Here is a 22,166-nt window from a genome sequence, read left to right as displayed (position 1 = left end):
GGCGCTGCGGCGGAGCGATCCGCGTGCGCGGCCGCGCCGCGCCGAGCGCGGCTCCGGACCGGGCTGCGATCGGGCGCGGCGCTAGAGGCGGCGGAGCAGGTCGAGATAGCCCTGCGCCGAATCGCGCCAGGAGAAGGCTTTCGCGCGCTCGAGCCCGCGTCCGCGCAGGTCGGCCCGGAGGTCCGGCGACGCGATGAGGTTGCGGAAATGCGCCTGCCAGGCCGGCGCATCGTCCGGCCCCGCCAGCAGGCCGGCCTCGCCGCAGATCTCCGGCAGGCAAGATTGGTCCGAGGCGACCACCGGGCAGCCGAGCGTCATCGCCTCGAGAAGGGGCAGGCCGAAGCCCTCGGAGCGCGAGGGAAAGGCGAGGCAGAGGGCGTGGGCGTAGAGCCAGGCGAGGTCGTCGTCCGTGACGAAGCCGAGGCCGCGGATGTTGCTCGCCCTGACGGATTCCGTCCGCGAGAAGATCGCCGCCGATCCGCCCGCCACGATGAGGTCGATGCCCAGCGCGTCGAGCGCCTCCGCCTGCCGCAGGATGAAGGCGGCGTTCTTGTGCCGGGCGCGGCTTCCGAGCAGCAGGACGAAGGGTCGGATTCCGCTCAGGCGAGCCGGCAGGCCGGACGCCGCCGCGTTCCAGCGGAACACGTGCTCGCGCCCGTTGTACATGATCGTGATCGCCTGCGGCGCGATCCCCAGACGCTGGGCGAGCTGGCGGGCGGAGAAGTGCGAGACCGAGGTGATCACCGCCCCGCGCTTCACGAGGCCCGGCAGCAGCACCCGGTACAGCGCACGGAAGGCGGGGCTGTAGCTCTCCGGCTCGTCGAACACGTTCGTGTCGTGCATGCACACGACCTGCCGGCGCATCGACAGCGGGCCGGTGTTGCACAGGTTGAGCAGCGGTGCCTGCAACCGGAACGGCAGGACCGCCTGTTCCCAGAGATGCCCCGCGGCACCGCCCGCGCGACGCGGCCGGATCGCTGCGAGAACCGGCGGAGGCGCGGCCGCCGGCGGCAGGATCATCCGGGCCCGAGCCCCCTGTCGGCTCAACAGGCCGTCGAGTTCGGTGACGATCTCCCGGGCATAGCGCTGCACCCCGGTCACGGGCTGGGCATAGAAGCGCCCGTTGATCGTGAAGGCCGCGGTTTCGGAGGCAGCCTCCGCGCGCGTCAGGGGCGGATCGCGGGTAAGAAGATGGACATCGCCACGATACATCGGCCCCTCGCCGACTGAACAAGGAAGCGGAGGCCTCGACACGCGGGACGAAGTCGGCGTGCCGTCTCCGACCGGATCGCCTCGGCCATCCTGCCGAAGAGCCAGCCTCATCCGGTTTAGGCCGATCCGCTCCGCCGGGGATGACAACTTCGTGTGATCGGTCCTTTGGACCGAGCGCAGGGGCGTGATCGATCAGGCCCTGCGCCCGGTGCCGGGTCCGTCCCGGCATCGGCCGCGTCCGGCCCACGGGTGCACCGCTCCGAACGTCGGTCGGGCCGGCCCCGCCGCGGGCCGCGATCGCGCTCACGACCGGAACCCCGAGGGAGCGCCGACCGGCGCGGACCGGCCGGCGAGCGACGGCGGAGGGACGGCCCGCCGCCGGGCGGACGGTGCGTGGGTGGCCGCAATCATGCCGAGCGCCGCGGAGGCGGCGATCCCGATATCGGGAATGGTGCCGGAGAGCTGGTACATCACCAGAACCGGCACCAGCCCGAGCTTCGTGACGGTGGCGAACACAACCACCTCGCGCGAGGCGTTCCGTGGGACGGCCACGAGCTGCTGCGCGATGAAGCCGAACATCATCAGCGCACCGAAGATGCCGGTGCTGCCGAGGATCGAGATCGCCCAGTTCGAGACGCGGACCGAGCCGAGCCCGACGCCGAGGCCGCCGGAATCGAGGAAGGCGTGCCAGCCGACCCGGTTCCACAGGCTGCGCTCGACGTAGGAGGCCGAGCTGGACTTCTGGAAGACCATCTTGTCGACCATCGCGACGATCGGATCGAACAGCGCCGGCTTGATCACGAAGGCCGCGAACACTGCGAAGACGACGAACACGATGAGGCCGACTTCCAGACCGATCTGGTCGCGGCGCGCATTGCCCGCATCCAGCATGCGCACGAGAAGATCGAGGCCGTAGATCAGGCCGAACACGGCGAGGCCGACATAGGCGGTCGACGAGGTCGAGAGCATGGTCATCAGCACCAGGGCGCCGATCGCGACGATCACCAGACGCTGCTCGTTGCCCGGGCTGTAGAGGGGGCGGTTGAAGACGAGCGCCGCCGCGAGGCCGACACAGGCCGTGCCGTAGCTGGAGGCTTCCGGCATCAGGCCGACCACGCGCTTGGCGCCCTCGGCCTCGACATCCGTCAGGAGCGCGTAGGTCGCGGTGCGGAACGGTTCGAGGACGGCGCCGATGTTGAGGGTGAAGGTGATCAGGTCGACGAGGCCGGTGGCGACGAGCGTGCAGGCCCCATAGAGCAGCGCGCGCCGGTAATGCGCGCGCATCGCCTCCGTCTGGCCGATGACCGTGAAGGACAGGGCCGTGGCGTAGGACAGCATCATGTAGCCGGACTGGGTGATGTTGCCCGCCCCCGGCTTCAGGATGTCCGTGCCGAACCGGAAGGCGGAGACCGGCACCACCTCGATCATTCCGGAGAACACCCGCGGCAGCACCACGGCGCCGAAGAGGGCGTAGACGAGGAAGGCCGAGAACAGGGCGAGGCGCTGCGGATCGAGGCCGGCCTCGACGGCGCGCAGGACGTTGCCGCGCTGGATCAGCACCTTGCCGATGAAGACGGCGGCGCAGGCCGACTGAGGCAGCAGATTCGCGCCGCCGCTTCCCGGCAGCATCTGCAGCGAGCCGAACGCGCCGCAGGCCATCAACAGGTAGAGCAGGCCCGGTCCGTTCGAGGCGGCCGCCGCGAAGATCAGAACCCAGAGGAGCGCGGCAGGCCAGCTCACGGGCTCGCCTCACTCATCGTTGGCCGGTCCGGCAAGGGCGCTGGCGCCCCCCGCAGCGGACGGGCTCGGGGCGTTCATCCGCGGCTGCACGCGCACCACGTCGCCGGGTTGGAGTAGGTCGTCCTCGTCGGCCGGCAGCGTCTCGGCCTTGGTCCCGCGGCGGCGGAGGATGAGGTAGTCCGGCTTGGCGAAGGCCTCGGAATTGGCCAGCACGGCGGCGGGCGAGGTGATTTCCGCTTGGCGCAGGAGGTTGCCGGCCGCTCCGAGCTTCGCCTCGGTCTCGTTGAGCTTGATCCGCGTCTCGGCCGATTCCTGCAGGGCGACGTTGCGGCGCTGATCCTTGAGGTCGAGGATGTCGCGGTCGGCCTTCGAGATGTCCTGCCGGGCCCGGATCACGGCGATCTGGATGTCGAGCCGGTTCGATTCGAGCGTCGCGATGGTCTGCGAGGCCTCGATCTGCCGCGGCATCGCCGAGAGGCCCTTGGCCACGAGACCGGTGATGCGGGCGAGTTCGCTCTTCATCACGTCGAGCTGGTCGGCCGTCTTGGCATCCTTGGTCGTCAGGGAAGCGATCTGCTCGGTCAGGAAGTCCTTGTAATGCTTGAGATTGACGATCTGCGCGTCGAGGGCGGCCCGGCGGGTGTCGAGGGCGAGGCGCTCCTCGCGCAGGATGCGGGCGATCTCGGCCTCCTTGCTGCGAAATTGGAGTTCGGTCGGGAAGGTGATCGCGGTGTCCCGGATCTCCGCATCGAGCCGGGCTTGGCGCGCGATCAGGGCCAGTCGGGTCGCCGAGAGCTCCTGGATGTCGCCGCGCGCCTGCACCGCCTCGCGGGTGAAGCGCAGCAGGATGTCGGTGGGCACCCGCTGCATGCCGCCGGCGATGCTGACCGCCTGAAGCACGCTGAGCTGGGGCCGGTAGTCGTACTCGCCCGGCTTCTCGACGCTGCCCATGACGTAGAACGGACGGAACTTCACGATCTGGACCGAGGCGTCGGGCTTCGCCGCGAGCCCGGCCTTGGCCCTCAAGCGCTCGGCGAGGTCGGCGGCGACCTCCGTCGTCGTGCGGCCGCTGGCCTCGATCTCGCCCACGACCGGAAGCGCCACCTGTCCCGACGGGGCCACCGTGAACTCGCCGTTGAACGCCTGCCACTGGTAGGCCTCGCCGGTTCCGGCACGCAGATCCGAGACCTTGACCTCGAGCTGATCCTGGGGGCCGAGCCGGTAGGGCTCCTCGGCCAGGGCCGTACCGGGGGCGGCGAGCAGGAAGGCCAGGGCCAGACGGGCCGCGGCATGCCGGGAAGGGGCAGGCGTCCTCATGCGATCCTCACGCGTTCAGGCGAGTGTGCGATCGAGTGTCCGATCCGCGCGGCCGGGCGCGTGGGCCGCGGTGTCGTCCGCGGCAACAGCACGATCAGCAGACCGCTCACCGCCCCGAGTCCGGCCATCATGGCGAGCAACGGTCCCGGCTTCGGGAAAGAACTGCGCAGCGGCAGCGTGGCGGGCCCGAGCAGGCGCACGTCGGCATCGGGCATGCCGGTCTCGGGCACGATCCCGAGGCGCAGGCCGGCATCGGCCGCCAGGAGCTGCGCCTGCAGGCTCGTCAGGCGGCTCTCGAGATAGACGCCCCTGCGCTGCGCGCGGGCGAGCACGCCCCGCAGACGGTGCGCGGCGTAGGCCACGGCGATGGCGTTCACGACCCGGGCCGCTTGGCCGGCGCTCTGCGCGCGGTAGGAGATCTCGATCACGTAGGACAGGCCGAGGCGGCGCGAGCGCACCCGGTTGGCGAAGGCGTAGAAGGCCGGGACACCGTCGTCGGCGGGACCGATGAGGCGCTCGAACTGACGGGCCTTGGCGTCGATATAGGTCCACAGCCCGTCCGGGCCGCTGCGGATCTCCGGCGCCTCGGCGAGGTTCAGCGCCTTGAAGACGCGGTAGAGCAGCTGCTCCGAGCGCAGGACCCGCAATTCGGTCTCGCACTGCTCGCCGTCGATCATGAACTGGTGGAAGTGCCGCACATCCTCGGGGCCGTCGTTGATGATGACGCGCGGTTGCAGGAGGACCTGCGTCGTGGCGACGAAATCCGGCCGAAGCAGCTTCACGTAGACCGCTCCGGCCGCGACGAAGGCCGCGATCCACAGCGCCAGGAACGGCAGCTTCCGGCGCAGGAGCCCCAGGCTCGCGGCGATGCCCGCCGAAGCCTCCTCGGCGGGACGCGCGCCGCTCCAGATCGTCAGGGGCGCCGGCGCTGACGCCGTGCGGAGGCGGGCGATCCTCATCGCCGCTGCGCCCCGGCGCCGAAGGAAGACTCACGCATAGGCCGGGCGTCTGCGGCTCAGGGGAATCGGGGCGCCGGCCTCCGGCACCGCCGCGGGCGGCTGGCGGCCATAGGCTTCCACCCAGGCCGTTGCGACCGCCTCCCGCATCTGACGCTCGAACCGGGCGGGATTGAATTGCCGCGCATGCAGAGCGATCTCGGCCGGATCGAGATCCAGGCCCTCGAGGCGCGCGATGGCGTCGATCAGCGCATCCTCGCTCTGTTCGTCGAAGAACAGCCCGGTATGCCCGTCCACCACGGTCTCGGTCGCGCCGCCGCGGCCGTAGGCGATCACCGGGCGCCCGCTCGCCATCGCCTCCACCGGCACGATCCCGAAATCCTCCTCGCCGGGGAAGACGAGGCCGCGCGCCCGCGCGTAGTGATGGCGCAGGGCGGCGAAGGGCTGCGACCCGAGGATCTGCACGGTGGGGCCGGCGAGCGCGCGCAGCTCGTCCAGCATCTCGCCGCCGCCGATCACCACGAGGCGCCGCTTCAGGGTGTTGAAGGCGCGCACGGCGATGTCCGGCCGCTTGTAGCGGACGAGTTCGCCGACCATCAGGTAGTAGTCGCCGACCTCCTCCGGTGCGACCGGGGCGAAGGCGCTGACATCGACCGGCGGATGGATGACCTCCGCGTCCCGGCGGTAATACCGGCGCACGCGACCGGCCACGGTGCTCGAATTGGCGACGAACCGGTCGACCCGCGCGGCCGAACTCGCGTCCCAGGTCCGCAGGTAGTGGGTCAGCAGCGGCATCGCCGCCCGCGCGACCGGCCCGGCGGTGCGCCGGTAATCGTGGTACATGTTCCAGATGTACCGCATCGGCGAATGGCAATAGCAGAGGTGGACCGCGCCCTCCGGCGGGATAATGCCCTTGGCCGGCCCCGACTCGCTGCTGATGATCAGATCGTATCCGCTGAGATCGAGCTGTTCCAATGCCAGCGGCATCAGCGGCAGATAGGACTTATACATCCGCGCCGCCCGCGGCAGCTTGGCGATGAACGAGGTGCGGATCGTGTGGCGGCGCAGTTCCTCCGACAAGACCTCCGGCACGACCACATGCGTGAAGATGTCGGCTTCGGGATACATCCGGCCGAGTGCTTCGATCACCTTCTCGCCGCCGCGCATGCCCACGAGCCAGTAGTGGATGATCGCAACACGCATGACGCTTCTCCGAGACCGGGACTTCGGACGACAAGGCTCGCCTTGGAACGGCCATGCTCGCTGGCCGGCCCCTCTCCGTCGGCCGCTCAGCAAAGGGCCGAGCCCGCGGACGATTTTCCTCGTGGTGATCCGGCGGAGCCGATTGTGCGGGAGCGAAGTCGCCCCGGCTCAGGATCGGCCGCGACCGGCTCTCGAGGCTAGTAGGAGCCCTTGACCATGAAGACCGCCGGGATCGTGCGGAGGATGATCAGGATATCGCCTGCGAAGTTCTGCGATTCGACGTATTGGCGGTCGAGGCGCACGCGCTCCGCGTAGGTCGTGTCCGAACGACCGCTGATCTGCCAGGCGCCGGTGAGGCCGGGGCGCACAGCGAAGTAGGCCGATGCCGCATCGCCGTACTTCTCGATTTCTTCCTCGACGATCGGCCGCGGCCCCACGAAACTCATCTCGCCCCGGATGATGTTGACGAGCTGCGGCAACTCATCGAGGCTCGACTTGCGCAGCACATGTCCGATCGGCGTGATGCGCGGATCGTCCTTGAGCTTGCGGGTCAGGTTCCATTCGGCGAGCGCGGCCGGGTTCTCCGACAGATGGCGGGCGAGCGCCTCCTGGCTGTCGATGCGCATGGTGCGGAACTTCAGACAGCCGAAGCTCTTCTGGCCGCGTCCGAGCCGCCGATGGCGATAGAAGGGCGAGCTGCCATCCACGGCCCAGATTGCCAGCGCGAACATGACAAACAAAGGCAGCAAAATAATCAGTGCCGTCAGCGCGGCGCTCACGTCGAAACTGCGCTTGAGCGCCCGATCGACAACCCGGTGTGGGACGAACTGCCGACCCTGCGAGAGGAACGGCGCCCACTTCAGACGTGGGCCGGCAATGAAGAGATTCTGATCCGACACCTGAGTCTCCGTTTTGACGAAATCCCCGAAAGACGCCGTTAACCACGTACGATTACAATTGCCTGCTGCGCCGCAGCATCGCAAGTCACGGCGTGTGCAAGGACAGCTCAATTTCTCGGCATCGCGGACTTTTTATGAGGTTTTTTGAGGCCGATGCGTTGATTTTATTCCTAATAAATATTTGTTAGGAATTTGTTAGATCACCTATGGAAATTCGACCGTCCGAATTCGCTGGTTTCCAGACCTGCGCGAGTTTCAGGCCGCGTCTGGACGCTCAGGCTGGTCGGCAACGCACGCGGATCGGTGCCGAGGTGCCTCGCTTTCGCGCCGTCGATCGGGCTGGGTGGCGCTGCTCCCGATGCACGCGCTTGGGTCGGGAGACACGGCGCATCTCGTGTGCGGCCCCTTGCGGGAGGTGCACGACGTCTTGGGAACGCTCGACGCCGCCAGGGCCCCGCGGGGCGGCCGACCACTATGCGGTGCGCGATGGGCTGGATGCTGCGTGGCACCAACCCCATGACGCAGGCTGTTCGTCGCGCACCTCGGCGACATCGGGGAAGTACGCTGCCCGCCGCCGGACGCGGATGACGCCGGACGCGGTCGTGCCCGCCCACCGGGTGCTGCGGTTCGGTGAAACCACGACGGGCCGCACCCCCGGCCGGCTCGTCGACACGAACCCGCGCTACGGCATCCCGATGCTGTGCAACATCCCATCCTGCCTCGCCGCGACCGCCATCGGCGCCGCAATGGGCGCGCTCGAAAGCTCTCGCGAGGCGGTCAGCGGGCGCGTCACCCGTGGCGCGGCGGCCGGTGGTGGCAACCGCATGGCCGAATGCGCGACCGTCCAGCTGCGGGTCGCCGAGGCCGCCGCATCAATCGACGCGGCGCGGACCATTCTGCTGCGAGTCGGCGGTTTTGCTGCCGCCTTCGAATAGTCGCGCTCAGATCCTGCTCGCCTAGGCAAGGCTTCCGGCCTGGGCTTCCATTCGCAGTGGGACGGATTCCGGCCGCGCCGAGGCTGGCGACGCCGATCGTCCAGAGGCTGCGCCCTCGGTTAGACGAGGTCCTGCGCGGCCTTTTTGGAGCGGATGACCGACAGACGTCCCGCTCCTGCCGACAAACGTCCCGTGTGCTGACAATCAGTCCTTCACGATCACCTTGGTCCCAACCCGCACCCGGTCGTAGAGATCGACCACGTCCTTGTTGGTCATGCGGATGCAGCCCGAGGAGACCGCCGCGCCCATCGTCTCCGGCTCGTTGGAGCCGTGGATGCGGTAGAGCGAGGAGCCGAGATACATCGCGCGCGCGCCGAGCGGGTTGTCCTGGCCGCCGGCCATGTAGCGCGGCAGGTCCGGGCGGCGGGCGAGCATCTGCGACGGCGGGCGCCAGGCCGGCCATTCCTTCTTGCCGGTGATCGTCTTCGTGCCCGACCACGAGAAGCCGCGCCGCCCGACGCCGACGCCGTAGCGGATCGCCTCGCCGCCGCCGAGCACGTAGTAGAGCCGGCGCTGGCTCGTGGAGATCACGATCGTGCCGGGCTTCTCCTTGCCGGCATAGGCCACCGTCTCGCGGGGGATGGCCTGGGTCTTGAAGACGTTGATGAAGTCGGCGAGCGGCCCGCTGTCGAGCGGGTTGGCGCGGGCCGGCACGAGCGTGGCGGCCGCGAGGGCGCCGCTCAGGGCGAGCGTCGGGGCGAGGCGCGACAGCGCGGGACGGCGAAGCCAGGATCGGGTCGGCAAGACGGGGGTCCTCCTCGAAGGGGCGCCGCCGCGCGAGAGCTCCGGCGGGCCGATCCGGCACTTTTGGGCCGCCGGCCGGGGCAGGAGAAAGGCAGAGCTGTGGGTTCCCTGCAACGCCCGCCCCGAATCGTCGGGCCAGGGTTGGGCCAGACCCGAACCGCGTGCGGCCCGGCACATCGGCCGCGGGCCGGAGCGTGCTCCGCAGGATGAAAGGGCCGCGGGTCCTGCTCCGGAGGCCAGCCAGGATGTCGCAGTCGATTGCGTCGCAACGTTTCATCCACCACAATGACGTCACCGTGATCCTCATGCCCCGCCCTGCCTCGCCGGGCCGTGCACATGCCGGCCTTCCGACCCGTCTCGCCCTGTCCGCCCTGGTCGGGCTGCTGAGCCTGCTCGTCGTCATCGGCCTGCCGGCCGACGGCTCGGCTCTCGGCGGCATCCCGCAGGCCCGCGGCGAGGTGACCTTCGAGCAGCGGCCCGAGACCGACCCGCTCGCCAGCGTCCGGATCGGACGCTCGATGCTCGATCTCGACGAGGTGGCGAGCCACGGGCGCATCGGCGTCATCATGCCCGGGCCTGACCGGGCGGAAGCCTCCGCCCTGCCCCGCCCGGCATCCGACCGCAGCCCCTTCGCGGCGGAACGCGGCCAGCCTGAGCGTCCGCCCCGGGTCTAGAGCCTCATTCCGAAAGCCGGCCTGCGGCTTTCGGGAGAAGACGAAGCGATCCGACGCGCGAGCGCGTCGTACCGGCCGCACGGGCGCTTCGAGGGGGGCGAGCGATCAGGCGGCGGCGTTGCGTGCCGTCGTCGGATTGCCAAACTTCACCCTCAGGATGCATTCCGACCGCACTTGGCGCGTGCCGTCTCGGCCGTTCCCGATGCTTCCGGCATCCTCGTCCAGGGCCTTCCGATCCCCGATCGTCGTGGAGGCCCGGTGATTGCAACGGTGCGTGAGGCCGATCCGGTCTTCGCCCGTCATCCGTGACGCTGGGGGCTCTTTTCCGTGAGAGCGCCGTCCGCGCTCACGGCATCGGCCCGGAGGCAGACCCGCTGCCCTCGGACAGACGCCGATGCGACCCGTAGAGCATCGTAGGAGTATCCCTATCGTGACGCCGTCTCCCCAGTTGCCTGGCAGCGAGCCCGGTCCCGCCGAGGCCGGCCGCCGCCGCTTCCGCTGGTCCCTGCCGGCCTCCGGCCTCGTCGGTGCCGTCCTCCTCGCCGTCTCCGCCTGCAACGAGCAGAAGGCCGCCGCGCCCGTGCCGCTGCCCCCGCCGGAGGTCAGCGTCGTCAGCGTGCGTCCGCAGCCGATTCCCTATGTCCGCGACCTGCCCGGCCGCGTCGCGCCGATGCGCATCGCCGAGGTGCGCTCCCGCGTCTCGGGCCTCGTGATCAAGCGCCTGTTCGAGCAGGGCAGCCACGTCAACGAGGGCGACGTCCTCTACAAGATCGACCCCGCACCCTATCAGGTGGATCTCGCCAGCGCCGAGGCGACGCTCGCCAACCGCGAGGCGGCGCTGGTGCTGGCCAACCAGCAGGCCGAGCGCCTGGAGACCCTGCTCGCCCGCAACACCGCGAGCCAAGCGCAGTACGACACGGCCTTCGCCGCCAAGAAGCAGGCCGAGGCCGAAGTGGCCGGCGCCAAGGCGGCCCGCGACCGGGCGCGGCTCAATCTGTCCTGGACCGACGTGCGCGCGCCGATCTCCGGCCGCATCGGCCGGGCGCTGCTCACCGAGGGAACGCTGATCGAATCCGGCGCCACGGGCGTGCTTGCCACGATCCAGCAGCTCGATCCGATCTATGTCGACATCACGCAGTCGGTGGGCGAACTGAACAAGCTGCGCCGCGACATCGCCTCGGGCGAACTGGCCAAGCTCGCCGCCGACACCGCCAACGTCCACCTCATCATGGATGACGGCACGCTCTACGGTTCGGCCGGGCGCCTGCTGTTCTCCGACGTCACCGCCGACCCGAGCACGGGCCAGGTGACGCTCCGCGTGCAGTTCCCCAACCCGCACAACGAGCTGTTCCCCGGCATGTATGTCCGCGCCCGGATCAAGCAGGGCATCGATTCCGACGCCATCGCCGTGCCGCAGCAGGCGATCCAGCGCACCAACGACGGCAAGCCGGAAGTCTGGGTGGTCAAGCCGGACGGCAAGGTGATGCTTCAGCCGGTCGAGGTCGGCCCCGTGGTCGGCGGCAACTGGCTGATCCGCGAGGGCTTGGAGGGCGGCGAGAAGGTCGTCGTCGAGGGCTTCCAGAAGATCTCCGCAGGCATCCAGGTGAAGACGATTCCCTGGAAGACGGAAGCCGCCGCCGACGAGGGCAAGCCAGTCGATACCGATAACCACGACACCGACGGTCACGAGACGAGTGGTCACGAGACCGGCGGCAAGGGGGCGGCCGCGACCGACCCGAGCGCCCAGCCCGTCGCCCAGTTCGCCGACTGATCCTTCTTTCCGACCTCGCGTGGCCGGCGGGTGCCTCCCGTGCCGCCGGCCCGATGACACAGGACTTCAACGCGCCTCATGGCTCGCTTCTTCATCGACCGGCCGGTCTTCGCCTGGGTCGTCGCCCTGTTCATTCTGCTGGGCGGCGCGCTCTCGATCCCGCAACTGCCGATCGCGCAATACCCGATCATCGCCCCCCCCGCGATCGCGCTCTCGACCTCCTATCCCGGCGCCTCGGTGGAGAATCTCTACACCGGCACGACGCGCCTCATCGAGGATGAGCTGAACGGCGCGGCCAACATCCTGAGCTTCGAATCGGCCTCCGACTCGTTCGGCGTCGTCGAGATCACCGCGAGCTTCCAGCCCGGCACCGATCCCGGCTATGCCGGCGTCGAGGTGCAGAACCGCTTGAAGCGCGTCGAGGCGCGCCTGCCGGCGGAGGTGCGCCAGCAGGGCATCCTCGTGGAGGAGGCCTCCGCTGCGACACTCAACATCATCACGCTGGTCTCCACCGACGGGAAGACCGACGAGGTGGGCCTCGGCGACTTCCTCATCCGCAACGTCATCAACGAGATCCGCCGCATCCCCGGCGTCGGCCGCGCGACCCTCTACTCGACCGAGCGGGCGCTGCGGATCTGGATCGACCCGGACAAGCTGCGCGGCCTGTCGCTGAACGCCGCCGACGTGACCAAGGCGATCGGCCGGCAGAACGTGCAGATCGCCTCCGGCGCCGTGGGCGCGCAGCCGAGCCCTGAGCGCCACGCCGTCAACTTCCCCATCATCGTCAAGGGGCAGATGACCGAGCCGGAGGCGTTCGGCGCCATCGTGCTGCGGGCCAATCCCGACGGCTCCAACGTGCGCCTGCGCGACGTCGCCCGGATCGAACTCGGCGGCGACGACTACAAGTTCACCACCCGCCTCAACGGCGGCCCGGCGGCGGGCATCTCGGTGACGCTGGCGCCCGACGGCAACGCCATCGAGACCGCGAAGGCCATCCGCGCCAAGATGGAGGAGCTGTCGCAGTTCTTCCCCGACACGGTGAAGTGGGACATCCCCTACGACATCACGCCTGCGGTCGACGCCTCGATCGAGAAGGTGCTGCACACGCTGATCGAGGCGGTGGTGCTCGTCTTCGTCGTGATGTTCCTGTTCCTGCAGAACATCCGCTACACCCTGATCCCGACCATCGTCGTGCCGATCGCTCTGTTCGGCACCTGCACGGTGATGCTGCTCGCGGGCTTCTCCGTGAACGTGCTGACCATGTTCGGCATGGTGCTCGCCATCGGCATCCTCGTCGACGACGCCATCGTCGTCGTCGAGAACGTCGAGCGCATCATGAACGAGGAGGGGCTGCCCCCGAAGGAGGCGACCCGCAAGGCCATGGGCCAGATCACGGGAGCGATCATCGGCATCACCCTGGTGCTGATCGCCGTGTTCATCCCGATGGCGTTTTTCCCCGGCTCGGTCGGCATCATCTACCGGCAGTTCTCGATCGCGATGGTGACCTCCATCGCCTTCTCGGCCCTGCTCGCGCTCTCGCTGACTCCGGCGCTCTGCGCCACGATGCTGAAACCCATCGAGAAGGGGCACGGCCACGCCAAGGGCGGGGTCTTCGGCTGGTTCAACCACTTCGTGGACCGGGAGACCGCCCGTTACGGCCGCGGCGTCGCGTGGTTCATCAAGAAGTCCGGCCGGGTGATGCTGATCTACCTCGTGCTCGTCGCTGGCGTGGCCTACGCCTTCATGCGCCTGCCGGAGGGCTTCCTGCCGCTGGAGGACCAGGGCTTCTTCACCGTCGACATCCAGACTCCGCCGGGCTCCTCGTTCAACCGCACGGAAGCGGCGGTGAAGCGGGTCGAGGAACACCTGCTGGCGCAGCCCGGCGTCGCCACGGTGACGGTCATCAACGGCTTCTCCTTCTCCGGTCAGGGCCAGATGACGAGCCAGGCCTTCGTCACGCTCAAGCCCTGGAGCGAGCGCGACGCGGAGAACTCCGCCGCCAAGCTGGTGGAGGGCACCAACAAGGCGTTGGGCGGCTACAAGGATGCGGTGATCCAGGCGCTGGAGCCGCCGCCGATCGACAACCTCGGCAATGCTTCCGGCTTCTCGTTCCGCCTGCAGGACCGAGCGCAGAAGGGCTACTCGGCGCTGATGGCGGCCCAGGAGCAGTTGCTCTCGCTGGCGCGTAAGAGTCCGGTGCTGACCAAGGTCTACGTCGAGGGCCTGCCGCCCGCGCCCGAGGCCGAACTGATCATCGACCGCGAGAAGGCGGCGGCGCTCGGCGTCGATTTCGAGGACATCAACAACACGATCCAGGTCAATCTCGGCTCGGTCTACGTCAACGACTTCCCGAACCGGGGCAAGATGCAGCGCGTGATCGTGCAGTCCGAGGATCTCCAGCGCCTGCACGCGTCCGATCTACTGAACTACTCGGTCAAGAATGCGCAGGGGACGATGGTGCCGATGTCCTCCTTCGCCGACCTGAAATGGGGCGTCGGCCCCGCCCAGATCATCGGCTTCAACGGCTACCAGTCCGTGCGCATCACCGGTGATCCGGCCCCCGGCTACACCACCGGCGACACCATCAAGGAGATGGAGCGGCTGATGACCTTCCTGCCGAAGGGCTTCGGCTACGCCTGGACCGGCCAGTCGCTGCAGGAGAAGGAGGCGGGCAGCCAGGCTTCGCTGCTGCTGGCGCTCTCGGTGCTGATCGTGTTCCTGTGTCTGGCCGCGCTCTACGAGAGCTGGTCGATCCCGATCTCGGTGCTGCTGGTGATCCCGCTCGGCGTCATCGGCTCGGTCGCGGCGGTCTACCTGCGCGGCATGCCCAACGACGTCTACTTCAAGATCGGGCTCATCACGATCATCGGCCTCTCGGCCAAGAACGCGATCCTGATCGTGGAGTTCGCCCGAGAGCTGTGGAAGCCCGGCACCAACATCGTGCAGGCGACGATCCAGGCGGCGACTCTGCGTTTCCGCCCGATCGTGATGACCTCGCTCGCCTTCATCTTCGGCGTGGTGCCGTTGGCCATCGCCACCGGCGCCTCCTCGAAGAGCCAGCAGGCGATCGGCACCGGCGTGATGGGCGGCATGATCTCGGCCACCGTGCTCGCGGTGTTCTTCGTGCCGGTGTTCTTCGTGGTGGTGATGCGCCTGTTCAAGCGCAAGGAGGTCGCCGCGGGCGAGAACGCCGGCACCGCGCCGGGGGCGGTGCACGCGCCGCACGGGCATTCGGTGCCGGCGGAGTAGCGGATGGGAGCGGACGCAGCCGGGCCGCGTCCGCTCCCATCTTGATCAGTGGAGCCAGTTCGGCTCGATGCCGGTGTGTGACGCAATGCGGTGCCGCTGTTCGTCGTCCGGATCGGCTTCCGCCCGTTCGAACCGGATGAGGGTGTCCTGCGGGATGCCGGTGGCGTCCGCGAGCCCGGCGAGGGTGCTACCGTGGTGGGCACGGGCGGCGGCGACCGGCGAGCCGTACTGAACCACGAGCTTCACGAACCAATGTGGGATTGCGGCGCCTCGACCGGCCTCTTCCTCGGCGAGGTACGCGTCCGCCAGCTGCGCGGCGGCGCGATCCTCATCCTCCTCGTCATCAATGGCCGCGACAAGGGCATCGTACTCCCGCCGCGTCAGCACGACGAGTTCCTCGCCCGTTTCCGTTCTGATGATTTGCGGCTTCATGGCTGCTGCACCCTCTCAGGTGTAGATGTCACGCCGATCGCCGATCGCAAAGACAGAGATCGCGTCGGCTGTCTCGGTGAAGACGACACGGTAATCGCCGACACGCAACCGCACGCCGGGCCGGCCGATAAGGGCCTTGGTCGAGCCTGAGCCGGTTGTCGCGTAGCGCTCCAGCTTGGCCAGGATATCGGCCTGCGCAGGCTTCGGAAGTTTGGTCAGGCTCTTGAGGGCGGCGGCTGTGTAGAGAAGCGTCTTCACGGCATCGGCGTCGCGTCGAAACGCCAGTGAACGCCGAATCGCCCAGAGAATACAACCTAAAAGTGTGGAGGGGCGCCCTCAGGAATGGCGCTTGAGCACCCGCCGCGCGCCATAGCCCACCGCGGCCCAGAGAAACGCCGCCACCGTCCGCACCGGGAAGAACGTCGGCAGGTCGGCGGCCACGGGGGCCGGCCACGGCAAGCCGATGCGGGTGACGAGCCACGCGAACAGCACCGAGATCGCCAGCGCGGCGATGGCCGCGATGAACACCTTGCCGAACTGATCCGCCTTCCAACCGAGGAAGAGCGCCACGGCGATCAGCAGGGGGTCGAAGCCGGCCTGGATCCAGACCGAGAACGCGTAGACCGGGACGACGGGGTGCGCGTTCACGCCCACCACGCCTTCGGCAGGCTGATCCGCCCGGCCGCGTTCTCGATCGTCTGCGCGGCGGCGAACAGCGTCTCCTCGTCGAAGGGACGGCCGATGAGCTGGAGGCCCAGCGGCAGCCCCTGCGCGTCGAGGCCGGCCGGCACCGAGATGCCCGGCAGCCCGGCCATGTTCACCGTCACCGTGAACACGTCGTTGAGGTACATCTCGACCGGGTCGGCCGAGGCCATCTCGCCGATGCCGAAGGCCGCCGAGGGAGTTGCAGGCGTCAGGATCGCGTCGATCCCGGAGGCGTAGGCCGCCTCGAAGTCGCGCTTGATCAGCGTGCGGATCTTCTGCGCCCGGACGTAGTAGGCGTCGTAGTAGCCCGCCGACAGCACGTAGGTGCCGATCATGATGCGCCGCTTCACCTCGCGGCCGAAGCCCGCGGCGCGGGTGTTCTCGTACATCCCGGCAATGTCCTTGCCCGGAACCCGCAGGCCGTAGCGCACGCCGTCGTAGCGGGCGAGGTTCGAGGAGGCCTCGGCCGGCGCCACGATGTAGTAGGCCGGCAGCGCGTATTGCGTATGCGGCAGCGCGATTTCGCGGACGGTCGCGCCGGCCTCCCTCAGCCAGTCCGCACCCTGGTCCCAGAGCCGCTGGATCTCGGCGGGCATGCCCTCGACCCGGTACTCCTTGGGGATGCCGATGGTGAGCCCCTTCACGCCGCGGGTGATCGCCGCCTCGAAATCCGGCACGGGCAGATCGACCGAAGTGGTGTCGCGCGGGTCGTGTCCGGCCATCGAGCCGAGCAGGATGGCGCAATCCTGCACCGTGCGGGCGATCGGGCCGGCCTGATCGAGGGAGGAGGCGTAGGCGATGATACCCCAGCGCGAGCAGCGGCCGTAGGTCGGCTTGATGCCGACCGTGCCGGTGAAGGCCGCGGGCTGGCGGATCGAGCCGCCGGTATCGGTGGCGGTGGCGCCCAGGCACAGGTGGGCGGCCACCGCCGCCGCCGAGCCGCCGGACGATCCGCCGGGCACGAGCGGCGTGTCGGAGCCCTGGCGGCGCCAGGGCGAGATCGTCTTGCCGTAGGCGCTGGTCTCGTTGGACGAGCCCATGGCGAACTCGTCGAGGTTGAGCTTGCCCAGCATCACCGCGCCGTCGCGCCAGAGCTGGGACGAGACGTTCGACTCGTAATGCGGCTCGAACCCTTCGAGGATCTTGGAGCCCGCGGTGGTGTGGACCCCTTGGGTCGCGAACAGATCCTTGATGCCGAGCGGCAGCCCTTCGAGCGGGCGCGCCTCGCCCTTGGCGATCTTCTCGTCCGACACGTCGGCCATCTTCAGCGCGCGGTCGGGCGTCGCGACGATGTAGGCGTTGAGCGCCTTGGCCCGCTCGATCGCGTCGAGATGCGCCTGCGCGATCTCGCGGGCCGAGAAATCTTTGGCCTTCAGCCCGTCGCGGGCCTCGGCCAGGGTGAGTTCGTTGAGTGCCGTCATGCCCGTTCCAGACCTACGCGCCCGGCCCCGCGGGCGTTGGTTCGCCTCCGCGAGGGGCCGGAGAAACCGCTCCGACGATGCCGAGAAACCTTACTCGACGACCTTCGGCACGAGAAAATAGTTGTCCTCGGTCTCGGGGGCGTTGGCGACGATGTCGCTCGCCCGCCCGCCGTCGTTGACCACGTCCGCACGCTTCTTCATGCGCATCGGGGTGACGGAGGTCATCGGCTCGACGCCTTCGACATCGACCGCGCCGAGTTGCTCCACGAAGGCGAGGATCGCGTTGAGTTCGCCCTGCAGCGGGCCGACATCCTCGTCGGCCACCGCGATGCGGGCCAGATGCGCGATGCGCCGTACCGTTGTCTCGTCGACCGACATGCCGCCTTGCCTGCCTCGGGCGCGAAAGAGCCCCGCCCGGAATGCGCCGGGCTATAGCACCCGCCTTCGCGAAGGGGCAACGCTCAGGGCCGTTCCCGGGGCAGCGCTCAGGCGCAGCGCCGAGGAAGGCCGGCTGCGCACGGCGCCGTCTCAGACGATGACGTGGCCCCGCGTCGCCGGGATGTCGACGCTGATGCCGGGGCGACGGTAACGGTCGGCGTTGTAGGCGCCGACGAAGAGGATCTCGAGGGCGAGCGCCAGCATGAGCGCGTGCCGCCGCGAGAAGCGGGTTGATCCGGAGTGGACGGCGGGCTGCGGCATGGAGGGCACGGGCGGTTACGGTGTAGTTAACGAAACCTTAACACCGCTTTTCGCTTTCCGCTCCATCCCGGTGCGAACGGTCGTTCGTCATGGTTAATCTGCGCGGTGGACAAGTCCGCGCGGGCCGGCGTAAGCCGCATCCTCGCCGGGCGTGCAGGGAGGACGGGGCATGTGGGATAGCGTCTTCCGGGACTTCCGTCCGGGGCTGACCTCGAGCGAGGCGGACCTCGCCCGCGCCGAGGCCGAACTCGGCTTCCCCCTCCCCCAGAGCTACCGCAGCTTCGCGAAGGAATGCGGCGCCGGGCGGATCGGCGGGCATCTGCGCATCTTCACCCCGGTTCCAGTGGCGGCGGCGGATCTCAGCGCCCGGGCGCACCTGATCTCCCACGGCGTGGCGCTCGCCCTCGACGGCCTGCGTGACGGGGACAGCGACGAGCCGCACCGCTTCACTATCGAGGGCGATGCCGATGCCGAGCTGATGGAGCGGGCCTGCTTCTTCGGGCAGACCGAGCGGGGCGACTTCCTGTTCTTCGACGTGACCCCGGGTTTCCCCGAATACGACATCTGGGTGCTGTGCGCCGATCTGGAGACGGTGCATTTCGGCGGCGCCGACCTCTCCGCCTTCCTGCGTGGGCTCCAAGGGCTGGAGATCGTGCACATCCTCGGCGAGGGCGAAGGCCCCCTGCCCGCGACCTTCGCGGGCGACGACGCGGCGGCCCTGGAACAGCTCGGAGCGGCGGCTTCGTGAACCGGGACGAGATCGCGGCCTTCGCCGAGGCCTCGCGGGGGGCGCCGCGCCTGATCGGGCTCGACCTCGGCACCAAGACCATCGGGATCGCCCTGTCCGATGTCGGCCGCCAGATCGCCTCGCCGCTGGAGACCATCCGCCGGGTGAAGTTCACCCCCGATGCAGGGCGGATCGTGGCGCTCTGCGCGGCCCACGGCGTCGGCGGCCTCGTGATCGGCCTGCCGCTCAACATGGACGGCTCGGAAGGCCCGCGGGCGCAATCGAGCCGAAGCTTCGCCCGCAACCTCAGGCCGCTGCTGCCGCTGCCGGTGCTGTTCTTCGACGAGCGCCTCTCCACCGCCGCCGTCACCCGCACCCTGCTGGAGGCCGACGCCTCGCGGGCGCGGCGCGGGGAAGTCGTCGACAAGCTCGCCGCCGCCTACATCCTCCAGAGCTGCCTCGACGTCATGGGCGGGATGTTTTCGGGCGCGGCCGAGGAGGCGGACCGGTTCTAGAGCATCGTGCTGGATATCGGATCCAGCACGATGCTCTAAGCTTTTGTCTTTGCATCATCTTTTTCCGAAAGCCGGAAACCACCTTTCGGGATGATGCTCTAACCCTGCGCTTGCGTGAGCCGGGCCACGATCGCCTCCCGCTCCCGCCGCGTCGCCGACAGCCGCTCGCGGGCGGCAGCCAGCGTCTCGGGGCCCGCGGTCTCGGGCCGGCCGGCCTCGAAGGGTGGGGCCGGGGCGTATTCCAGATGGAGCTGGATCGCCCGTGCGGTGGCCTCGTCGGCGAGTTCCGCCGCGAGCGTCAGGCCGAAATCGATGCCCGCGGTCACGCCGCCGCCCGTGATCAGGTTGCCGTCGCGCACCACGCGTCCCTGCGTCGGGATCGCGCCGAGGGGGCTGAGCAGGTCGTGCGCCGCCCAATGGGTGGTGGCGCGCTTGCCCCGCAGGAGGCCCGCGGCGCCGAGCACCAGGGCGCCGGTGCAGACCGAGGTGACGGTGCGGGCGCGCTCCGCCTGTCGGCGCAGGAAGTCGAGGGTCTCGGCATCCTCCATCAGCGGGTTCACGCCTGAGCCGCCCGGCACGCAGATCACGTCGAGAGCGGGGCATTCGGCGAAGGTGATCGTGGGCGTCAGCACGAGGCCGGTGGCGCTCGCGACCGGGGTCAGATCTTTCGCGACGAGATGCACGCGGGTGTCCGGCACCATGGCCAACACCTCGTAGGGGCCGGTGAGGTCGAGCTGCTGCACCCGGGGGAAGACGAGGAAGCCGATCTCGATCGTCATCGTGGAAATCCTCCGCGCGGAAAGGGCCTACCGCAGATAGATCACGCTGTAGAGCGAGGCGCGCAGCTCGTCCTCGTCGAGCCAGACCCGGCCGAGATCGCAGCGCTCGGCGATGCCGGGCCGCATCCGGGCGCAATACTCGCCGGTATTGTCCTGCAGGTGGTACTGGCAGCGTCCGCCGGCGTTCCGCCGGGCGATGATCGGGCTCGAATGGTCGGCGGCGATGTCCGGGTCCTTCGGCAGGCGCTCCTCCAACACGTACCAGGAATAGCCCACCACCGGCAGGCGGTTGTGGTCGAGGGCGTAGTCGATCATCGCCATCAGCCGGTCGGTGCCGGCCGCGAGGCCCGGCTCTCCGCGTGCCGCCTTGTCCATGAAGTCGAGCTGGTTGTCGGCGATCGCGTCCGAGACCGGGATCAGCGGCACCGGCAGAGGTGTTCGCCGGCAGCGCCGCTCGACATGGGCGATCCAGCCGGCGTTGAAGGCGTCGGTGGCCGGATCGCGCAGACGCGGCACCGTCCCGCCGAGGCTGCGCCAGGATATCTTCGGGGCGGCGACGCGGCTGCGCCAGCGCAGGGCGCCGAAGGTGCCGAGGTGCTGGCCGTAGCCGTCGAAGGAGGGCAGGTCCCGGTCGGTGCACAGGCCGCCGAGGTTGTAGAGCAGAGCCGCCGCCTCCTCCTGCCCATCCTCCAGCTTGTCGAAATAGGGCTTGCGTCCCGGGTTGCGCTCGCGGCTCGCCTCGGTGTCGTTGCGGCTCTCGGCGATCTCTTCCGCCAGATCGGGATGCCGGCGCAGATAGTCCCGCAGCGCGCGGTCGCGGCTGCGGGACAGGCCCGCCGGGTCGGCGAAGTAGTACCGGGTGGCGACATCCAGCGCCGAGACGGTGACGCCGACCCGCTGCGAGATCATGTCGGCGGTGGCGTAGGCGAAGCAGATCGCGCTGTCGCCCTGGCTCATCGGCGACAGCGCCGGGTTCGGGCTGATCCGGTCATCGAGGGGATGCGTAGCGGGACGGCGGGCCGGCGCCACCACGGTCACGTCGGCGCATGTCCGGTTGCGGGCGTAGCGCGGATTCTCGGGGAGTAGGCGCGTGTCGGCAGCCGCGGCGGGCATGGCTGCAGTGAGGATCGCCGTAAGGAGGAAGCCGAGCCCGAGACAACCGGCGACGCGCATCGCCTGGAAGACCTGCCTCAATCCGTCCCCGCCTCCGCGAGCGCGACCGGCGCCGCCTCGGCGCCGTCGAGCACCGCATCCTGCGCGGCCTCGGCGAGCAGGGCGTAGCCGCCATCGGCCATGTGCAGGCCGTCGCTGGCGAACAACTCGGTGCGGGTGAGCCGGCCCTGGCCGATCCAGTCGCGCATCAGGTCGGAGCGGCGGATCACCGCGACGCCGAGATCGCTGCCCAGCGCGCGCACCGCGTCGCGGAAGCGGTCGGCGCCGGGCGTGGCGTCCAGCGCCGGGCACCATTGCGGCTCCATCAGCACCACGTCGATCCCCGCCTCGCGGATGCGCTCCAGCGCCGCCTCGGTCGCCTCGCGGAAATGGTCGAGGGAGACGCCGCGCAGGGCGTCGTTGCTGCCCGTCTGCCAGATCACGAGATCGGGGTGCGGCGCGATCACGTCGCGGTCGAGCCGGGCCAGCATCTCGTCCACCGCCTCGCCGCCGATGCCGCGGTTGGCGACCGTGATCCGGCTGCCGAGATGCGGCAGGGCGCGCCGCAGTCCGGCTTCGAGACGGGCGGGATAGGCGGCGGCGGGCGTCGAGGCGCCGACGCCCTCCGTCGAGGAGGAGCCGAAGGCGACGATGCTGAGCGGCCCGCCGAGCGCGATCTTCTGGGCGACATGCGGAAGGCCCGTCGGATCGGCCTCCGCGAACAGGCCGAGATCGAGGTCGAAATCGAGATTCTGCGGCAGTAGGTCGGCGTAGGCGAGCACGGCGGTCGAGGAGAGGCTGAGGCCCAGCAGCAGCGCCGCCGCGCCGACGAGACGCCGCGGACGTCCCGTCAGGACTGTCCGCATCCGAGCATGACGAAGAAGCCGCGCCACCGTTTCCGAGCCCCCGCCCGCGTGCCGCCTTGATCGGGCGGCTACGCGGAACTGTCGATATCGGTCATTCTAGCCGAACCGAT

General features: G+C 69.3%; 22 protein-coding genes. 6 read left to right on the top strand and 16 right to left on the bottom strand.

Translation table 11 applies throughout. The features are described from left to right. Positions 1-81 precede the first annotated feature (81 nt). The 6 genes from HNR51_RS11085 to HNR51_RS11060 form a co-directional block, all read right to left on the bottom strand. Complete coding sequence (locus tag HNR51_RS11085; RefSeq protein WP_182554958.1) at positions 82-1,212, bottom strand: glycosyltransferase family 4 protein; 1,131 nt, start codon at positions 1,210-1,212, stop codon at positions 82-84. 303 nt (positions 1,213-1,515) lie between these two features. After that, the gene (locus tag HNR51_RS11080) at positions 1,516-2,952 is read right to left on the bottom strand and encodes a hypothetical protein (RefSeq protein WP_182554957.1); all 1,437 of its coding nucleotides are present in this window, start codon (positions 2,950-2,952) and stop codon (positions 1,516-1,518) included. Between the two features lie 9 nt (positions 2,953-2,961). Then, positions 2,962-4,269 (bottom strand): polysaccharide biosynthesis/export family protein, encoded by a 1,308-nt coding sequence (locus tag HNR51_RS11075; RefSeq protein WP_182554956.1) that lies wholly within the window; start codon positions 4,267-4,269, stop codon positions 2,962-2,964. After that, the gene (locus HNR51_RS11070; protein WP_182554955.1) at positions 4,266-5,228 is read right to left on the bottom strand and encodes a GumC domain-containing protein; all 963 of its coding nucleotides are present in this window, start codon (positions 5,226-5,228) and stop codon (positions 4,266-4,268) included. Before HNR51_RS11070 ends, HNR51_RS11075 begins: the two co-directional genes overlap by 4 nt. A gap of 30 nt (positions 5,229-5,258) precedes the next feature. Next, positions 5,259-6,428: a glycosyltransferase gene (locus tag HNR51_RS11065; protein WP_012455397.1), complete on the bottom strand. Its 1,170-nt coding sequence runs from the start codon at positions 6,426-6,428 to the stop codon at positions 5,259-5,261. Positions 6,429-6,625: 197 nt separating this feature from the next. Then, on the bottom strand, positions 6,626-7,327 hold the full coding sequence (locus tag HNR51_RS11060) for a sugar transferase (RefSeq protein WP_141952348.1): 702 nt from the start codon (positions 7,325-7,327) through the stop codon (positions 6,626-6,628). A 584-nt stretch (positions 7,328-7,911) separates the two neighbouring features. Between HNR51_RS11060 and HNR51_RS26695 the strand changes: the two genes are divergently transcribed. Then, complete coding sequence (locus HNR51_RS26695; RefSeq protein WP_239681640.1) at positions 7,912-8,262, top strand: acyl-CoA dehydrogenase family protein; 351 nt, start codon at positions 7,912-7,914, stop codon at positions 8,260-8,262. Between the two features lie 204 nt (positions 8,263-8,466). On the opposite strand, the gene HNR51_RS11050 is transcribed toward HNR51_RS26695, so the two are convergent. Beyond that, positions 8,467-9,066, bottom strand: coding sequence for a L,D-transpeptidase (locus HNR51_RS11050; protein WP_182554953.1), 600 nt, complete (start codon positions 9,064-9,066; stop codon positions 8,467-8,469). A gap of 245 nt (positions 9,067-9,311) precedes the next feature. Between HNR51_RS11050 and HNR51_RS11045 the strand changes: the two genes are divergently transcribed. From HNR51_RS11045 to HNR51_RS11035, 3 genes are all read left to right on the top strand, one after another. After that, a complete protein-coding gene (locus HNR51_RS11045; RefSeq protein ID WP_012455394.1) occupies positions 9,312-9,740 on the top strand; it encodes a hypothetical protein in 429 nt (142 codons plus the stop codon). A 430-nt stretch (positions 9,741-10,170) separates the two neighbouring features. After that, complete coding sequence (locus tag HNR51_RS11040; protein ID WP_152277654.1) at positions 10,171-11,511, top strand: efflux RND transporter periplasmic adaptor subunit; 1,341 nt, start codon at positions 10,171-10,173, stop codon at positions 11,509-11,511. A 78-nt stretch (positions 11,512-11,589) separates the two neighbouring features. Then, complete coding sequence (locus tag HNR51_RS11035; RefSeq protein WP_182554952.1) at positions 11,590-14,760, top strand: multidrug efflux RND transporter permease subunit; 3,171 nt, start codon at positions 11,590-11,592, stop codon at positions 14,758-14,760. 45 nt (positions 14,761-14,805) lie between these two features. Here the strand turns inward: HNR51_RS11035 and HNR51_RS11030 are convergent, their stop codons facing one another. The 6 genes from HNR51_RS11030 to HNR51_RS11005 form a co-directional block, all read right to left on the bottom strand. Beyond that, positions 14,806-15,192, bottom strand: a complete 387-nt coding sequence (locus HNR51_RS11030; RefSeq protein WP_182554951.1) for a helix-turn-helix domain-containing protein — start codon at positions 15,190-15,192, stop codon at positions 14,806-14,808. Between the two features lie 15 nt (positions 15,193-15,207). Next, positions 15,208-15,450: a type II toxin-antitoxin system RelE family toxin gene (locus HNR51_RS11025; RefSeq protein WP_182554950.1), complete on the bottom strand. Its 243-nt coding sequence runs from the start codon at positions 15,448-15,450 to the stop codon at positions 15,208-15,210. A gap of 78 nt (positions 15,451-15,528) precedes the next feature. Further along, the gene (locus HNR51_RS11020; protein WP_182554949.1) at positions 15,529-15,840 is read right to left on the bottom strand and encodes a hypothetical protein; all 312 of its coding nucleotides are present in this window, start codon (positions 15,838-15,840) and stop codon (positions 15,529-15,531) included. Continuing rightward, positions 15,837-17,318 (bottom strand): Asp-tRNA(Asn)/Glu-tRNA(Gln) amidotransferase subunit GatA, encoded by a 1,482-nt coding sequence (gene gatA, locus HNR51_RS11015; protein ID WP_182554948.1) that lies wholly within the window; start codon positions 17,316-17,318, stop codon positions 15,837-15,839. The genes HNR51_RS11020 and gatA overlap by 4 nt, the downstream gene beginning before the upstream one ends. Before the next feature lie 90 nt (positions 17,319-17,408). Further along, complete coding sequence (gatC, locus tag HNR51_RS11010) at positions 17,409-17,696, bottom strand: Asp-tRNA(Asn)/Glu-tRNA(Gln) amidotransferase subunit GatC (protein ID WP_012455388.1); 288 nt, start codon at positions 17,694-17,696, stop codon at positions 17,409-17,411. A gap of 150 nt (positions 17,697-17,846) precedes the next feature. Continuing rightward, positions 17,847-18,017, bottom strand: coding sequence for a hypothetical protein (locus tag HNR51_RS11005; RefSeq protein WP_182554947.1), 171 nt, complete (start codon positions 18,015-18,017; stop codon positions 17,847-17,849). Positions 18,018-18,186: 169 nt separating this feature from the next. On the opposite strand from HNR51_RS11005, the gene HNR51_RS11000 reads away from it, so the two are divergent. After that, the gene (locus tag HNR51_RS11000; RefSeq protein WP_012455386.1) at positions 18,187-18,765 is read left to right on the top strand and encodes an SMI1/KNR4 family protein; all 579 of its coding nucleotides are present in this window, start codon (positions 18,187-18,189) and stop codon (positions 18,763-18,765) included. After that, positions 18,762-19,259 (top strand): Holliday junction resolvase RuvX, encoded by a 498-nt coding sequence (ruvX, locus tag HNR51_RS10995; protein WP_141952328.1) that lies wholly within the window; start codon positions 18,762-18,764, stop codon positions 19,257-19,259. Before HNR51_RS11000 ends, ruvX begins: the two co-directional genes overlap by 4 nt. Positions 19,260-19,357: 98 nt before the next feature. Here ruvX and HNR51_RS10990 read toward each other — a convergent pair whose 3' ends face one another. The 3 genes from HNR51_RS10990 to HNR51_RS10980 are packed head-to-tail and all read right to left on the bottom strand — an operon-like array spanning position 19,358 to position 22,056. Next, positions 19,358-20,038: a DJ-1/PfpI family protein gene (locus HNR51_RS10990; protein WP_182554946.1), complete on the bottom strand. Its 681-nt coding sequence runs from the start codon at positions 20,036-20,038 to the stop codon at positions 19,358-19,360. A 27-nt stretch (positions 20,039-20,065) separates the two neighbouring features. Next, positions 20,066-21,232 (bottom strand): hypothetical protein, encoded by a 1,167-nt coding sequence (locus HNR51_RS10985; RefSeq protein ID WP_012455383.1) that lies wholly within the window; start codon positions 21,230-21,232, stop codon positions 20,066-20,068. Next, positions 21,229-22,056 (bottom strand): SGNH/GDSL hydrolase family protein, encoded by an 828-nt coding sequence (locus HNR51_RS10980; protein ID WP_182554945.1) that lies wholly within the window; start codon positions 22,054-22,056, stop codon positions 21,229-21,231. The genes HNR51_RS10985 and HNR51_RS10980 overlap by 4 nt, the downstream gene beginning before the upstream one ends. Between the last annotated feature and the right edge of the window lie 110 nt (positions 22,057-22,166).

The sequence above is a fragment of the Methylorubrum thiocyanatum genome (genome assembly GCA_014138645.1).
Taxonomy (GTDB): Bacteria; Pseudomonadota; Alphaproteobacteria; order Rhizobiales; family Beijerinckiaceae; genus Methylobacterium; species Methylobacterium thiocyanatum.
The sequence above is the reverse complement of the archived record's forward strand: the minus strand, read 5'-3'. Positions and strand labels throughout refer to the sequence as shown.

Coding starts and splice junctions, on each gene's coding strand:
- HNR51_RS11070 (WP_182554955.1), bottom strand. CDS start 5,228: ATGAGGATCGCCCGCCTCCGCACGGCGTCAGCGCCGGCGCCCCTGACG.
- HNR51_RS11075 (WP_182554956.1), bottom strand. CDS start 4,269: ATGAGGACGCCTGCCCCTTCCCGGCATGCCGCGGCCCGTCTGGCCCTG.
- HNR51_RS11000 (WP_012455386.1), top strand. CDS start 18,187: ATGTGGGATAGCGTCTTCCGGGACTTCCGTCCGGGGCTGACCTCGAGC.
- HNR51_RS10980 (WP_182554945.1), bottom strand. CDS start 22,056: ATGCGGACAGTCCTGACGGGACGTCCGCGGCGTCTCGTCGGCGCGGCG.
- HNR51_RS26695 (WP_239681640.1), top strand. CDS start 7,912: ATGACGCCGGACGCGGTCGTGCCCGCCCACCGGGTGCTGCGGTTCGGT.
- HNR51_RS10990 (WP_182554946.1), bottom strand. CDS start 20,038: ATGACGATCGAGATCGGCTTCCTCGTCTTCCCCCGGGTGCAGCAGCTC.
- gatC (WP_012455388.1), bottom strand. CDS start 17,696: ATGTCGGTCGACGAGACAACGGTACGGCGCATCGCGCATCTGGCCCGC.
- HNR51_RS11030 (WP_182554951.1), bottom strand. CDS start 15,192: ATGAAGCCGCAAATCATCAGAACGGAAACGGGCGAGGAACTCGTCGTG.
- gatA (WP_182554948.1), bottom strand. CDS start 17,318: ATGACGGCACTCAACGAACTCACCCTGGCCGAGGCCCGCGACGGGCTG.
- HNR51_RS11045 (WP_012455394.1), top strand. CDS start 9,312: ATGTCGCAGTCGATTGCGTCGCAACGTTTCATCCACCACAATGACGTC.
- HNR51_RS11005 (WP_182554947.1), bottom strand. CDS start 18,017: ATGCCGCAGCCCGCCGTCCACTCCGGATCAACCCGCTTCTCGCGGCGG.
- HNR51_RS11085 (WP_182554958.1), bottom strand. CDS start 1,212: ATGTATCGTGGCGATGTCCATCTTCTTACCCGCGATCCGCCCCTGACG.
- HNR51_RS11035 (WP_182554952.1), top strand. CDS start 11,590: ATGGCTCGCTTCTTCATCGACCGGCCGGTCTTCGCCTGGGTCGTCGCC.
- HNR51_RS11065 (WP_012455397.1), bottom strand. CDS start 6,428: ATGCGTGTTGCGATCATCCACTACTGGCTCGTGGGCATGCGCGGCGGC.